Annotated in this window: 11 protein-coding genes; 6 read left to right on the top strand and 5 right to left on the bottom strand. The window is 72.1% G+C overall.

Annotation, left to right across the window (positions count from 1 at the left end; all coding sequences use genetic code 11):
- Nucleotides 1-8 precede the first annotated feature (8 nt).
- A complete protein-coding gene (locus ACY34M_RS11840) occupies nucleotides 9-1,397 on the top strand; it encodes an FAD-dependent oxidoreductase (protein WP_462718381.1) in 1,389 nt (462 codons plus the stop codon).
- 37 nt (nucleotides 1,398-1,434) lie between these two features.
- Here ACY34M_RS11840 and ACY34M_RS11845 read toward each other — a convergent pair whose 3' ends face one another.
- The 5 genes from ACY34M_RS11845 to hemE all read right to left on the bottom strand — a co-directional run bounded on the left by ACY34M_RS11845 (nucleotide 1,435) and on the right by hemE (nucleotide 7,590).
- Nucleotides 1,435-2,403, bottom strand: a complete 969-nt coding sequence (locus ACY34M_RS11845) for a LysR family transcriptional regulator (RefSeq protein ID WP_462718382.1) — start codon at nucleotides 2,401-2,403, stop codon at nucleotides 1,435-1,437.
- A gap of 18 nt (nucleotides 2,404-2,421) precedes the next feature.
- On the bottom strand, nucleotides 2,422-3,639 hold the full coding sequence (locus ACY34M_RS11850; protein ID WP_462718383.1) for an acyl-CoA dehydrogenase family protein: 1,218 nt from the start codon (nucleotides 3,637-3,639) through the stop codon (nucleotides 2,422-2,424).
- Between the two features lie 133 nt (nucleotides 3,640-3,772).
- Nucleotides 3,773-5,002 carry a CaiB/BaiF CoA transferase family protein gene (locus ACY34M_RS11855; protein WP_462718384.1) on the bottom strand — a complete coding sequence of 410 codons (1,230 nt, stop codon included), beginning with the start codon at nucleotides 5,000-5,002 and terminating at the stop codon, nucleotides 3,773-3,775.
- Complete coding sequence (locus tag ACY34M_RS11860; RefSeq protein ID WP_462718385.1) at nucleotides 4,999-6,375, bottom strand: MFS transporter; 1,377 nt, start codon at nucleotides 6,373-6,375, stop codon at nucleotides 4,999-5,001. The genes ACY34M_RS11855 and ACY34M_RS11860 overlap by 4 nt, the downstream gene beginning before the upstream one ends.
- Before the next feature lie 135 nt (nucleotides 6,376-6,510).
- A complete protein-coding gene (gene hemE, locus ACY34M_RS11865; protein WP_462718386.1) occupies nucleotides 6,511-7,590 on the bottom strand; it encodes a uroporphyrinogen decarboxylase in 1,080 nt (359 codons plus the stop codon).
- 137 nt (nucleotides 7,591-7,727) lie between these two features.
- Between hemE and ACY34M_RS11870 the strand changes: the two genes are divergently transcribed.
- The 5 genes from ACY34M_RS11870 (at nucleotide 7,728) to ACY34M_RS11890 (ending at nucleotide 14,549) form a co-directional block, all read left to right on the top strand.
- Nucleotides 7,728-8,453, top strand: coding sequence for a DUF3000 domain-containing protein (locus tag ACY34M_RS11870; protein WP_462718387.1), 726 nt, complete (start codon nucleotides 7,728-7,730; stop codon nucleotides 8,451-8,453).
- Between the two features lie 326 nt (nucleotides 8,454-8,779).
- Nucleotides 8,780-9,442 (top strand): response regulator transcription factor, encoded by a 663-nt coding sequence (locus ACY34M_RS11875; protein ID WP_266602921.1) that lies wholly within the window; start codon nucleotides 8,780-8,782, stop codon nucleotides 9,440-9,442.
- A 144-nt stretch (nucleotides 9,443-9,586) separates the two neighbouring features.
- The gene (locus tag ACY34M_RS11880; protein WP_462718388.1) at nucleotides 9,587-10,891 is read left to right on the top strand and encodes an HRDC domain-containing protein; all 1,305 of its coding nucleotides are present in this window, start codon (nucleotides 9,587-9,589) and stop codon (nucleotides 10,889-10,891) included.
- A gap of 302 nt (nucleotides 10,892-11,193) precedes the next feature.
- Nucleotides 11,194-12,420: a thiolase family protein gene (locus tag ACY34M_RS11885; RefSeq protein WP_462718389.1), complete on the top strand. Its 1,227-nt coding sequence runs from the start codon at nucleotides 11,194-11,196 to the stop codon at nucleotides 12,418-12,420.
- Nucleotides 12,417-14,549: a 3-hydroxyacyl-CoA dehydrogenase NAD-binding domain-containing protein gene (locus ACY34M_RS11890; RefSeq protein ID WP_462718390.1), complete on the top strand. Its 2,133-nt coding sequence runs from the start codon at nucleotides 12,417-12,419 to the stop codon at nucleotides 14,547-14,549. Before ACY34M_RS11885 ends, ACY34M_RS11890 begins: the two co-directional genes overlap by 4 nt.
- Nucleotides 14,550-14,616: the final 67 nt, after the last annotated feature.

Below are 14,616 nucleotides of genomic sequence, written 5' to 3' on the forward strand. Positions count from 1 at the left end.
GTGACGGGATGAGCACCGAGAACACCGAGCGTGAGCGCCTCGTGGTCATCGGCGGCGACGCGGCCGGCATGTCCGCCGCATCGCAGGCCCGCCGCCTCAAGGGCCCCGAAGAACTGGAGATCGTGGCCTTCGAGCGAGGGCACTTCACGTCGTACTCGGCGTGCGGGATCCCGTACTGGGTGGGCGGCCAGGTCGAGGGGCGGGACGAGTTGATCGCCCGGTCGCCCGAGGAGCACCGGGCGCGCGACATCGACCTGCGGACGCGGACCGAGGTCGTGGAGATCGACGTCGCGGGGCGCCGGGTCCGCGCGCGTGACCTGGACGGCGGGGGCGAGTCCTGGACCGCGTACGACAAGCTCGTGATCGGGACGGGGGCCCGGCCGGTCCGCCCCGATCTGCCCGGCATCGACGCGCCGGGCGTGCACGGCGTGCAGACGCTGGACGACGGGCAGGCGCTGCTCGACACGCTGGGGGCGACCGAGGGGCGCAGGGCCGTCGTGGTGGGCGCCGGTTACATCGGCGTGGAGATGGCGGAGGCGCTCATCAACCGCGGGTACGAGGTGACGGTCGTGAACCGCGGCGCCGAGCCGATGTCGACGCTCGACGCGGACATGGGCGCCCTGGTGCACGAGGCGATGACCGGCATGGGCATCACCATGGTCGACGACGCCGAGGTCACGAAGATCCGCACCGGGGACGACGGGCGGGTCAGGGCCGTGGCCACGCAGGACGCCGAATTCCCGGCGGACGTGGTCGTGCTGGGGATCGGGGTGCGCCCGGAGACGGCCCTCGCGCGGGAGGCCGGGCTGCCGCTCGGGGCGCACGGCGGGCTGCTCACGGACCGGGCGATGCGGGTGCGCGGCCACGAGAACATCTGGGCGGGCGGCGACTGCGTCGAGGTGCTCGACCTGGTGTCGGGCAGCGAGCGGCACATCGCACTCGGCACGCACGCCAACAAGCACGGGCAGGTCATCGGCGCGAACGTGGGCGGGGACTACGCGACGTTCCCCGGCGTCGTCGGCACCGCCGTCAGCAAGGTGTGCGAGCTGGAGATCGCGCGCACCGGCCTGCGCGAGAAGGACGCGCGGCGTGCGGGCCTGCAGTACGTGACCGTCACCATCGAGTCGACCAGCAGGGCGGGTTACTACCCCGGCGCCGCCCTGATGACGGTGAAGATGCTGGCCGAGCGGCGTACCGGGCGGCTGCTCGGCGTGCAGATCGTGGGCCGGGAGGGCGCGGCCAAGCGGGTCGACGTGGCGGCGGTCGCGCTGACCGCGGGCATGACGGTGGAGCAGATGACGATGCTCGACCTGGGGTACGCGCCGCCGTTCTCACCGGTGTGGGACCCGGTGCTCGTGGCGGCGCGGAAGGCGGTGGCGGCGGTGCGGGCGGGCTGACGCCGCCCGGCGGACCACCGCTGCTCGGAGCGTCGGTTCAGAGCGCCGCCTCCCGCGCCGCGACGACCGCGTCCACCAGGCCGAGCCCGGACTCGCTCCCGGCGGCGATGGCGTCGAACCAGGCACGCAGCGCCGACCGTACGTCGGCCACGAACTGCTGCGCGGCGGGGGCGAGTTCACCGGCGCGGTGCACGACACCGAACGGCGACTCGATGAGCGGGTCCGTCTCGACGACCTCGGCCCCGGCGTCGAGCGCCGCCGCGCACATCCGCAGCGGCAGGAACGCCTGGAACCCGGACCGGAGCACGAACGTGAGCTGCGCGTTCCTGCTGGGCACGGTCGCGCCGGTCGTCGCGTCGACGCCGTGCGCGGCCAGCGCCGCCTGCACGGCGTCCTCCTCGTTGCGGGTGACCTGGCGGCGGGCGAGCGGCAGATCGCCGATCCCGGCGAGGGGGACGCGCCGCGCCGCCGTGCCGGGGTGCCGCCCCGGCGGACGGACCAGCAGCAGCCGCTGCACCCCCAGCTCGATAAAGTCGAGATCGCCGCGGAGCTCGTCCGGGGCGAGCGTGAAGCCCAGTTCGGCGCGCCCGTCGGCGACCGCCGCCACGAGTTCGTGCCGGGAGCCGACCTCGCTGATGTCGAGCCGGACGGCCGGGTACGCGCGCGTGAACCCGCCGGCCCAGGAGGCCACCGCCTCCCCGGACATGTCGGGCGTGCACATCACCGTGAGGACACCCCCGCCGACCTCGCGGGCGCTGCGCATCGCGTCCTGGACGGCGACCACGTCGTCGAGCACCCGCCGGGCCAGCGGCACCAGTTGCCGCCCCGCGGAGGTGGGCACGAGGCGGCGTGCGGTGCGGTGGAACAGCTCGACCTTCAGCTCGCGCTCCAGGGCCCGGACGGAGGCGGAGACGGTGGGCTGCGACAGGTACAGCCGCTCGGCGGCGCGCCCGAGACCTCCGTGCTCCACCACGGCCAGAAACTGCTCCAGCTGCCTCAGCTCCACCGGGTCTCCCTCGAAGTGCTACTCCCCCACGGCCGCTCCGCGGGTGACACGGTAAGTGTCCGGAAGCGTCCCGTCCACGCCGACCTGCCTGGTCACGGCCCGTCCGAGGTTGCGCTCGTGCACGGGCGAGGACCCCTCGTAGATCCGCAGCGCCCGTACGTCGCGCCACATGCGCGGTACGGGGTGGTCGCCGACGATGCCCTCGCCGCCGAGGAGCTGGACGCAGCGGTCCGCGACGCGGCTCGCCATCTCGGAGGCGAACAGCTTGGCGGCGGCGATGCGGTGGCGCGGCACGGTGCCGGAGTCGAAGGCGTGCGCCGCCTCCATGGTCAGCGCGCGGGCGGCCTCCAGGTCGGCGAAGCAGCGGCCCAGGTCGGCCTGGACGGCGCCGAGGTCCGCGAGGGGCGCGCCGAACTGCTCCCGACCCGACAGGTGCCGGGAGGTCTCCTCCAGCATCCGCGTGGCCTGTCCGACGCAGGTGGCGGCGACGTGCAGCCGGGCGTGGTTGATGCCGCGCAGCGCGGCCTTGAACCCGGCGCCGAGTGCACCGCCGAGCAGCGCGGAGTCGCCCACGCGGACGCCGGCCAGGTCGATCTCGGCGACCGGCGCCTCGGCGTGCCCGTTCATGCGGGTGGGCAGCCGGGTCGTGACGCCTTCGGTGTCGCGCGGCACGAGGAACGCGGAGACACCGGCGGCGCCTTCCTCCGGCTCGCCGGTCCGGGCGAACACGACGAGTTCGTCGGCCCAGTGGGCGTTGGTGATGTACCGCTTGTGCCCGTCGAGGACCCAGCCGCCGTCGGTCCTGCGCGCGGTGGTGGTCAGCGATCCGGCATCGGAGCCCGCGCCGGGCTCGGTCAGCGCGAACGCCGTGACGTGCTCCCCCGCCGCCATCTTCGGCAGCAGGCTCTCGCGCTGTGCGTCGGTGCCGTGGTCGAGGATCGCCTGCGAGCACAGCCCGATCACGGTGGAGAACCGGGACCGGTACACGCAGGAGGCGCGGGTGAACTCCATGGTCAGCCGCACCTGTTGAGCCATGGACCACTCGAGCCCGCCGAGCCGCCGCGGGATCGACACCCCGAACAGCCCGTTGTGCGCGAGGGCCTCCAACACGTGCTCGGGGACCTCCCCCGCTTCCACCATCTCCGGTTCGGCAGGGATGAGGACGTCGTCGGTGAGGCGGGCCACGCGCTCCAGGTACGCATCGAAGCCGAGGTCGAGAACATCAGGATCGATCATGCGAATTCTCCTACGGGTGATGGCGATTGACGGGGGGCGCCGGCGCGACCGGCGCCCCCGCCCCCGCCTTGGGCAATCTGCCGCCTTGGGCGGCAGGGTGGGCAAGGCGGCCCCCGGTGCCGCGCAACGATGGCTAAGGGGTCCGACCACGGACCGGCGCCGACGGCCCGGCAGACGCGACATCCGCCGCAACCACCACCCCGCCCTCGACCAGCGCCCGGATCTCCCGCTCGCCGCACCCGAGTTCCGCCAGGACGGCCCCCGTGTGCTCACCGACCCCCGGCGCCGGAGGCGTACTGACCGGACGCCGCCCGCCGACCGAGAAGGCGGTCGTGGGCGCGGTGTGTCCGGCGCCGCAGTCCGCGATCAGCCCGGAAGCGCGTACGTCGGGGTCGTCGGCGAGCTCGTCGAAGCGCCGCACCGCCCCGCACACGATCCCCGCGCCGCGCAGCCTCTCCAGAGCCTCGGCCCGGTCGAGCCGGCCGAGGGTGTCGTGCAGCAGGTCGAGGAGTTCCGGCCGGTGCTCGACCCGCGCGGGGTTGGAAGCGAACCGGGGATCGTCGGCAAGGTCCGGCCGCCCGATGACCCCGCACAGCGCCGCGAACTTCTCCCGCGTGTACGCGGAGAGCACCAGCGCCCCGCCGTCCCGGGTCCGCACGAGGTCCGCGGCGGGCGCCGCCAGCGCCTGCCCGTTGCCGCGCCGCCGCGGCACGCTGCCGCTCAGCTCGTGCTCGGCCCAGGTGGACGCCTGGGCGTGCACGACGGCCTCCATGAGCGAGGTCTCGACGACGTCGCCGCGGCCGGTGTTCGCGCGCTGCAACAGCGCGGCGAGGACACCGGACGTGAGGGCCTGCGCCGCCAGCACGTCCGCGACCGCGAACCCCACCCGCTGCGGGTCCCCGTCCGCCGTACCCGTGAGGTCCATGACGGCGAACTCGGCCTGCGCCGCGATGTCGAGGCCGACCCGGTACGCCGAGGGGCCCCGCGTGCCGAACCCGGTGACGTAGCCGTAGACGAGCCGCGGGTGGCGGGCGAGCAGGGTGTCCGGGCCGAGTCCGAGGCGCTCGCTGACGCCGTGCCGGAAGTTGTGCAGCAGCACGTCCGCGGTGCCGAGCAGCTCGCGGACCACGGCCTCGCCACCGGGCGAGCGCAGGTCGACGGCGATGCTGCGCTTGCCGCGATTGTTGGCGCGGACCATCGCGGTGCCGAAGGGACCGATGCCGCGGGCCTGGTCGCCTGAGAGGGGTTCCACCTTGATGACGTCGGCGCCGAGGTCGGCGAGGTTCTGTCCGGCTCCGGGCGCGGCGATGTACTGCCCGAAGTCGAGGACGCGGAGCCCGGTCAGGGGACGTTCGGCGTTCATCGGGTCACCTCCGAGGCGTCGGCGGCGGCCTTGCGGCGCGCGGTCTCGGCGAGCAGCGCCTCCCGCGAGCGCGCCGGGTTCAGCAGCAGTCCGCCCGCGACGGCGAAGACGCAGATGGTGATGCCGACGACCAGGAACCCGTCGGCGTACCCCTGCGAGACGGTGTCGGCGGCGTCCACGATGACGCCGAGCAGCCACGGCGCGACGATCCCCGCGACGCTGTACGCGGCGATGATGCAGCCGAAGAAGCCGGGCCGGTGCCTGCGGGGCAGGAAGTCGGCGGCGCCCGCGAAGGCGACGGAGAACGCCACGCTGTTGATGGAGAACGCGGCGACGACCAGGGCCAGTTGGAGTCCGCCCGGCGGCACCTGCGTGAAGGCGATCATGGCGACGCCCGCGAAGCACAGGTATCCCATCGTCAGGAATCCGCGCGCGGCCCGCGCCGAGCGCCCGGCCTTCAGCATCCGCCCCGAGATCAGCCCGGCGGTGAGCAGCACGACGATCGCGAGCCCGTACGGGAGGGTGGCGAGGAGCCCGACGGTGCCGCGCGAGTAGCCCATCCCGTCGTGCAGGAACGACGGCAGCCAGGACACCTTGAGCGAGGAGATGAGGTACCCGGCGAAGGAGAGCAGGGCGAGTCCCCAGAAGCTGCCGGTACGCAGGAGCGAGGTCAGCGGTACGTCGATGTCACCGTTCGGGTCGGCCTCCTGCGCCACGGGCCCCGCGAGGCGCGGCCCCATCCCCGGCTCCCGCCGCGTCACGACCAGCCACAACACGGCCCACACGGCACCGACCACGACGAGCACGATGAACGCCGCATGCCAGGTCCAGGTGATGATGACCCACGTGAGCAAGGGAGTCGCGATCAACGGCCCCACGGACGAACCCGCGTTGACGACCGCGCCGGCGAACGCCCGCCGCTCGGAAGGGAAGCGGTCCGCGACGACGGACTGGCACAGGGCGTGGGCCGGGCCCTCGAAGAAGCCGAGCACCATCCGCGAGGCGATCACGACGCCCACGGTGGTGGGCACGGTCAGCGGCGCCATGCTCGCCACCCACGCGATCATCAGCCCGGCCGCGGACCAGCGCCAGCCGATCCGCCGGAAGAACAGCGCGAGGACGACCGCACCGGCCGCGAACAGCCAGAAGAAGGCGCTCGACATCAGTCCGTACTGGGCGGCGGTGAGCCCGAGGTCCTTCTCCAGGTCGGGCGCGGCGAGCCCGATGGCCGCCTTGTCGGCGAAGTTGAGGGTGAAGAAGGCCAGGAGCAGGCCGATGATCCACCAGTCCTTCGCGGACACCCCTCGACGGGTTCCGGGCGCCTTCGCGGTCCCGGCCCCGGCCGCCGCCTGCGACGCTGCATGCGCGGTCACGTCCACCTCCACGGTCCCACGCCACCGGTTCGGGTGGCGCACCGCACAGGCAATCGGAGGTGACGGGCGCGAACAATGGCCGCTTTCCGCAGGGACCCTTCGGCGATTCCGAAGGGTCTCCCGCGGCGGCGCGGACTACTTGGCGGTCTGCGTGTGCACGTACTCCACGAGCCGGGTCAGCGAGTCCGGGTCGGTGGTCGGGAGCACGCCGTGGCCGAGGTTGAAGACGTGGCCCTCCAGGCCGGAGGCGGCGTCGAGCACCTCGCGGGCCTTGGCCTCGACGGCCTCGCGCGTGGAGAAGAGGACGGCCGGGTCGATGTTGCCCTGGAGCGCCTTGCCGGGGCCGACGCGGCGGGCGGCCTCGTCGAGCGGGACGCGCCAGTCGACGCCGACGACGTCCGCGCCGGCCTCGCCCATGAGCCCGAGCAGCTCGCCGGTGCCGACGCCGAAGTGGATACGGGGCACCCCGTAGCTCTCGACGGCGCGGAAGACCTTCTCGGATGCGGGCATCACGGAGCGCCGGTAGTCGGCGGGCGCGAGCGCCCCCACCCACGAGTCGAACAGCTGGACGGCGCTGGCGCCGGCCTCGATCTGCACCTTCAGGAACGCGGAGGTGATCTCGGCGAGCCGGTCGATCAGGTCGGCCCACAGCTGCGGGTCGCCGTACATGAGCGCCTTGGTGTGCTCGTGGTTGCGGGACGGGCCGCCCTCCACGAGATAGCTCGCAAGAGTGAACGGCGCGCCCGCGAAGCCGATGAGCGGCTTCTCGCCGAGCTCGGCGGTGAGCAGCCCCATGGCCTCGGTGACGTACCAGACGTCCTCGGGGGTGAGGTCGCGCAGCTGGGCCAGGTCGGCGCGGGTGCGGATCGGGTTGGCGACGACGGGGCCGACGCCGGGCTTGATGTCGAGGTCGATGCCGATGGCCTTGAGCGGCACGACGATGTCGCTGAAGTAGATCGCCGCGTCCACGTCGTGGCGGCGCACCGGCTGCATCGTGATCTCGGCGACGAGGTCGGGACGCATGCAGGAGTCCAGCATCGCGATGCCCTCGCGCGCCTTGAGGTACTCGGGCAGCGAGCGGCCCGCCTGGCGCATGAACCACACCGGGGTGTGCGGAACGGGCTCGCGCCTGCACGCCTTGAGGAAGGCGGAATCCTTGGTGGCTTCGTACGTCGCTGACGGCTGCTGGCCCGTGGCCTCGGTGTTGGCACTCACACCCGAGAGTTTCGCACGCCCGCGAAGTCCCCCGCGAAGGACTGCCGTCGACGGCGCCTGTGAAGGACATGGGAAGGGGGCGCGGTGAGGGGTGTTCTTCCCCGCGCGCGGGGACACTTCCCCTTAACCTTCCCGGCATGGCTGCGGCTCAGGGACGACGGTCGGACGACGGGCGCCACGACCACAACGGGACAGGCGGGATGAGTGAATCGGTGCGGGAGGGGCAGAACGCTCGGGACATGAACGCTGCACAGGAGCACGACCCCACCCCGCCCGCCTTCCGCACGGCGGTCGACGCCCTGCGTTCCGCACGGCTGCGCCCTGAGATCGAGATCGACCCGACGCGGCCGCCGCAGCGCCTGGCCCCTTATTCGTACGCGCTCGAGGCCGCGGTCGTCGACGGCGAGGACGATCTGGCCGACGGCCGGCTCGTCCTGCTGCACGATCCGGCGGGGCACGACGCCTGGCACGGCACGTTCCGGCTCGTGACGCTGGTGCGGGCCGAACTCGAACCGGAGATGGCGGCCGACCCGCTGCTGCCCGACGTCTCCTGGTCGTGGCTGACGGGCGCGCTGCAGGCCCGCGGACTGTCCTACGGGGAGCCTTCGGGCACCGTCACCCGTGCGAGTTCGCACTACTTCGGCGGGCTCGGCGACCGGGCGCCCGCCTCACAGATCGAGATCCGGGCGTCGTGGACCCCGCGCGAGGGCCCGGGTGGCGTGCCGGACACGGCGGCGCATCTCGCGGCGTGGTGCGAGGTGCTGTGCCAGATCGCGGGTCTTCCGCCGGTGGCGGCGGGGCCGCAGGGGCAGGACGGCGCGGTGGTGACGCTGCCGCAGCGGCGGGGTCCGCAGCCTTCCTGACCGCTCGCCCCCCCTTTGCACGGGTTCCCGAGGGGATCGTTTTCGGCCGCGTCGGAGTCTCTCCGGCGCGGCCGCCGCATGTTTCGGGTCCTTTCGAATGGGTCTCCTTGATTCCCCTTTAGCCCACTTACATGCGACTGATGACTATTCGCCACCCTTTCGAATGATCGCTAGTCTGTCCGAATTGGGTGCATTGTTACTCACCAAATCGTGATCATTCTCTAAAGGCGACCGGGTTTGGTGCCGAAGGACCCAGTGACCTTGAAAGCACGGTTCATCCCGGCTTCATCCCCGAGCCGGCTCCGTCCCGCACCCCAGGAGGCCTGGTGTCCGTTCTCCTCGAGCAGCCCTCAAGCCTGGTCGCCTACCGCCCGAACAAGCCGACCGCGATGGTGGTCGTGGCCGACCCCCGCGTCCGTTCCACCGTGACCCGCCATCTGTGGGCGCTCGGTGTTCGTGACGTGATCGAGGCCTCGTCCGTCGCGGAGGCTCGTCCCCGCATCGGCAACCCCCGCGACATCTGCGTCGCCGACGTCCACCTCCCCGATGGATCCGGCCTGACGCTCCTCTCCGAAACCCGAGCCGCCGGCTGGCCCAACGGGCTCGCCCTCTCCGCCGCCGACGACATCGGCGCCGTGCGCAACGCCCTCGCGGGCGGCGTCAAGGGCTACGTCGTCACCGGCACCCGTACGAACATCGGCCTGCCCACCCGTCCCGGCGCCGCGCCCATCGGCGCCGCGGCCGCCCGTATGCACCGTCGCCCCCCGGGTGCCCCGAGCCACCCGGGCGGCTACCGCGAACTGTCCGGCCGCGAAGTGGAGGTACTGCGGCTGGTCGCCGAGGGCCAGTCGAACAAGGCCATCGGCGTCTCCATGGGCCTGTCCGCACTGACCGTCAAGAGCCACCTCGCCCGTATCGCGCGCAAGCTCGGCACGGGGGACCGGGCCGGGATGGTGGCGGTGGCGCTTCGCACCGGCATCATCCACTGACAGGTACCGGGCTCGGACGCCAGTCCGAGGAATCGGTGCCCGCGACACCACTGTGGCCTGAATCATCCGCTTTACTGCGGCACGATGCCCGTCGACGTAACGTTCCGTCGACGGGCGTCGTGCGTTCACAGATACTCTTGACAGGTGACCGACGCCCAAGAGACCGCAGCAGACAGTTCACTGCGCACCACCGGAGGCGCCCCTCCGGACGACGGCGGATCTGCTGAAGGATCTGTTGGATCGGTGCACGGTGCGCCCACACCCCTTCTCGAACCGCGCGAGGGCATCCCGCCGGTGATCGCCGACGAGTCCTCGCTCGCCGACGTCGTCGCCGCCTTCGCCGCGGGCTCGGGCCCCGTCGCCGTCGACGCCGAGCGCGCGTCCGGCTACCGCTACGGGCAGCGCGCCTATCTGGTGCAGCTGCGCCGCGAGGGCGCCGGCACCGCACTCATCGACCCGGTCGCCTGCCCCGACCTCTCCTCCCTCGGCGCCGCCATCGGCGACGCCGAGTGGGACCTGCACGCCGCCACCCAGGACCTGCCCTGCCTGCGCGACATAGGCATGCGGCCCGCACAGCTCTTCGACACCGAGCTGGCCGGGCGGCTCGCGGGCTTCCCGCGGGTGGGCCTCGGCGCGATGGTCGAGAACGTGCTGGGCTACGTACTGGAGAAGGGCCACTCCGCGGTCGACTGGTCGACGCGGCCGCTTCCCGAGCCCTGGCTGCGCTACGCGGCGCTCGACGTCGAACTCCTCGTCGACCTGCGCGACGCGCTGGAGAAGGAGCTCGACCGGCAGGGCAAGCTGGAGTGGGCCCACGAGGAGTTCGACGCCATCGCCTCCGCGCCGCCCGCACCGCCCCGCAAGGACCCCTGGCGGCGCACGTCCGGCATGCACAAGGTGCGGCGCAGGCGTCAGATGGCGGTCGTCCGCGAGCTGTGGACGGCGCGCGACCAGGTCGCGCAGCGGCGGGACGTCTCGCCGGGCAAGGTCCTCGGCGACTCGGCGATCGTCGAGGCCGCGCTCGCGCTCCCGCAGAACGTGCACGCGCTGTCCGCCCTGCCCGGCTTCGGCCACCGCATGGGCCGGCGCCAGCTGGAGCAGTGGCAGGCCGCGGTCGACCGGGCCAGGGCTCTGCCCGACTCCGAGCTGCCGCAGCCGGGCCAGGCCACGACGGGCCCGCCGCCGCCCCGCGCCTGGGCCGACAAGGACCCCGCAGCGGCGGCCCGCCTCTCGGCGGCGCGCGCGGCGGTCACCGCCCTCGCCGAGACGCTCTCGATGCCCCAGGAGAACCTGATCACGCCGGACACCGTGCGCCGGGTGTGCTGGGAGCCGCCGGCGTCCATCGACGCGGAGTCGGTGGCCGCGGCCCTGACCTCGCACGGGGCCCGTCACTGGCAGGTCGACCAGGTCACGCCGATCCTCCTCCCGGCGCTTGCGTCCCGCGGCTGACCCGTACCCTCCGCCACGTACGCCCCTCGGCCCACGCCCGGGGGGCGTTTTGGCGTGCGCGACCGTCCCCCACGCCACGGGGCTCCGCCCCGGACCCCGCAGGCTCTCGTACGAAAGGCGGGCTTAACAGTGCCCGCCGCAAATGTGACCTTCGCCGCTCCGGCCGAGGGGGCTTCAAGACTTGGTTACTCGCAAGTAGCATGGCGGTATTCGCAGCGCGCCGTCCGCGTACCCGGAAACGGATCCGTACCGGACGCCCGCGCCGCGCGGCAGCGCATTCCCGCACCTGGAGGAGAGCCATCGTGCCTCGTACCGTCAGGGACGTCGTCTTCGTCGACGGCGTCCGCACCCCGTTCGGCAAGGCGGGCCCGAAGGGCATCTACCACGAGACCCGCGCCGACGACCTGGTCGTCAAGTCCATCCGGGAGCTGCTGCGCCGCAACCCGAACCTGGACCCCGCCAAGATCGACGAGGTCGCCGTCGCCGCGACCACGCAGATCGGTGACCAGGGCCTGACCATCGGCCGCACCGCGGGCATCCTCGCCGGTCTGCCGCAGTCGGTCCCCGGCTACTCCATCGACCGCATGTGCGCGGGCGCCCTGACGGCCGTCACGACGACGGCCGGCTCCATCGCCTTCGGCGCGTACGACGCCGTCATCGCGGGCGGCGTCGAGCACATGGGCCGCCACCCCATGGGCGAGGGCGTGGACCCGAACCCGCGCTTCGTGTCGGAGAAGCTCGTCGACGAGTCGGCCCTGTTCATGGGCATGACCGCCGAGAACCTGCACGACCGCTACCCGCACATCACCAAGGAGCGCACGGACAAGTACGCCGTCGCCTCCCAGGAGAAGGCGGCCAAGGCGTACGCGAACGGGAAGATCCAGCAGGACCTCGTCCCGATCTCCGTGCGCAACACCAACGCCGAGGTCGGCGAGACCGGCTGGGGCCTCGTCACGGCCGACGAGCCGATGCGCCCGGGCACCACCCTGGAGAGCCTCGCGGGCCTCAAGACCCCGTTCCGCACGCACGGCCGCGTCACGGCCGGCAACGCGGCCGGTCTCAACGACGGCGCGACGGCCTCGATCATCGCCTCCGAGGACTTCGCCCGCGAGAACAACCTCCCGGTGAAGATGCGCCTCGTCTCCTACGCCTTCGCGGGCGTGGAGCCGGAGGTCATGGGCTACGGCCCGATCCCGGCCACGGAGAAGGCCCTCGCCAAGGCGGGCCTGTCCATCGAGGACATCAACCTCTTCGAGATCAACGAGGCGTTCGCCGTCCAGGTCCTGGCCTTCCTGGACCACTACGGCATCGCCGACGACGACGCGCGCGTCAACCAGTACGGCGGCGCCATCGCGTACGGCCACCCGCTCGCCTCCTCCGGCGTCCGTCTGATGACGCAGCTGGCCCGCCAGTTCGAGGAGCAGCCGGAGGTCCGCTACGGCCTCACGACCATGTGCGTCGGCTTCGGCATGGGCGCCACGGTCATCTGGGAGAACCCGCACCACAAGGACGCCGGAGGCGACAAGTGAGCACCACCACCGCTGAGCTCCTGAAGGGCGCATCGGCCCTCTTCCCCGACGAGGTCGTCACGTCCGCGCACGTACGCCACCTCGACCTCCCGTACGGTGCGGGCAAGTTCGCCCTCATCACGCTGGACAACGGCCTGGACCACACCAAGCCGACCACCTTCGGTCCCGCGTCGCTCGCCAACCTGAACACGGCGATCGACCAGGTGGAGAAGGAGGCCGCCGAGGGCGACATCGTCGGCGTCGGCATCACCGGCAAGCCGTTCATCTTCGCGGTCGGCGCCGACCTCAAGGGCGTCGAGCTGCTGAAGAAGCACGACGACGCGCTCGCCATCGGCAAGGGCGGCCACGAGGTCTTCAAGCGCCTCTCCGCCCTCGCGGTCCCCACCTTCGCGTACTACAACGGCGCGGCGATGGGCGGCGGCGTCGAGGTCGGTCTGCACTGCAGCTACCGCACCGTCTCGAAGGCCCTCCCGGCCTTCTCGCTCCCCGAGGTCTTCCTCGGCCTGGTCCCGGGCTGGGGCGGCTGCGCCCTGCTCCCGAACCTGATCGGCGCGGACAAGGCCGTCTCGGTCATCATCGAGAACAGCCTCAACCAGAACAAGCAGCTCAAGGGCAAGCAGGTCTACGAACTCGGGATCGCCGACGCGCTCTTCGAGGGCGCCGACTTCCTGGAGCAGTCCCTCATCTGGACCGCCCAGGTCCTCAAGGGCGACATCAAGGTCGAGCGCCCGGACGTCGACCGCGGCGAGGCCTGGGACCAGGCCGTCGCGCGCGGCAAGTTCATCGCCGACGGCAAGGTGCACGGCGCCGCCCCGGCCGCGTACCGCGCCCTCGACATCATCGCGAACGCCAAGTCCGGTGACCTTCAGGCCGGCTTCGACGCCGAGGACCAGGCCCTCGCGGACCTGATCATGGGCGGCGAGCTGCGCGCGGGCATCTACGCGTTCAACCTCGTCCAGAAGCGCGCCAAGCGCCCGGCGGGTGCCCCGAGCAAGGACCTCGCCCGCCCGGTGACGAAGGTCGGCGTGGTCGGCGCGGGACTGATGGCCTCGCAGCTGGCCCTGCTCTTCCTGCGCCGCCTCGAGGTCCCGGTCGTCCTCACGGACATCGACCAGGAGCGCGTGGACAAGGGCGTCGGCTACGTCCACGCCGAGATCGAGAAGCTGCTCGGCAAGGGCCGCATCAACCAGGACAAGGCGAACCGCCTCAAGGGCCTCGTCTCCGGTGTCCTCGACAAGGCGGACGGCTTCTCCGACGCCGACTTCATCATCGAAGCGGTCTTCGAGGAGATCGGCGTCAAGCAGCAGGTGTTCGCGGAGGTCGAGGCGGTCGCCCCCGCCCACGCCATCCTGGCGACGAACACCTCGTCCCTCTCCATCTCGGAGATGGCCTCGAAGCTCAAGCACCCCGAGCGCGTGGTCGGCTTCCACTTCTTCAACCCGGTCGCGATCCTCCCGCTCCTGGAGATCGTCCGCGGCGAGCAGACGGACGACGCGGCGCTCGCCACGGCGTTCGGCGTCGCCAAGAAGCTGAAGAAGACCGCGGTCCTGGTCAAGGACGCCCCGGCGTTCGTGGTCAACCGCATCCTGACCCGCTTCATGGGCGAGATCCAGAACGTCATCGACGAGGGCACCCCGGTGGCCGTGGCGGAGAAGGCGGTCGAGCCGCTCGGCCTGCCGATGTCCCCGCTGGTCCTCCTGGAGCTGGTCGGCCCGGCCATCGGCCTGCACGTCTCGGAGACCCTGAACCGCGCCTTCCCGGAGCGCTTCACGGTGTCCCCGAACCTCGCGGCGGTCGTCAAGGCGGGCAAGCGCGGCTTCTACGTCTACGACTCCGGCAAGCCGGAGCTGGACCCGGAGGTCGCCGCGCTCCTCAAGCAGGGCGACAGCGTCCTGACCGAGGAGCAGGTCCGCGACCGCGTCCTCGACGCGGTGGCGCAGGAGATCGGCCTGATGCTCGACGAGAACGTCGTCGCCGAGGCCCAGGACATCGACCTCTGCCTGATCACCGGCGCCGGCTGGCCCTTCCACCTGGGCGGCATCACGCCGTACCTGGACCGGGCGGGCGTCTCGGAGCGGGTCATCGGGAAGAAGTTCCTGGAGGCCGGGGTGGCTTCGGTCCCCGCGTAAACAGGAACGCCTGACACGACAGTGACGGCCACACACGACATGTTCGTGGGTGGCCGTCACTGTTTCC

The organism is Streptomyces sp. EDA2-14 (assembly GCF_054963755.1).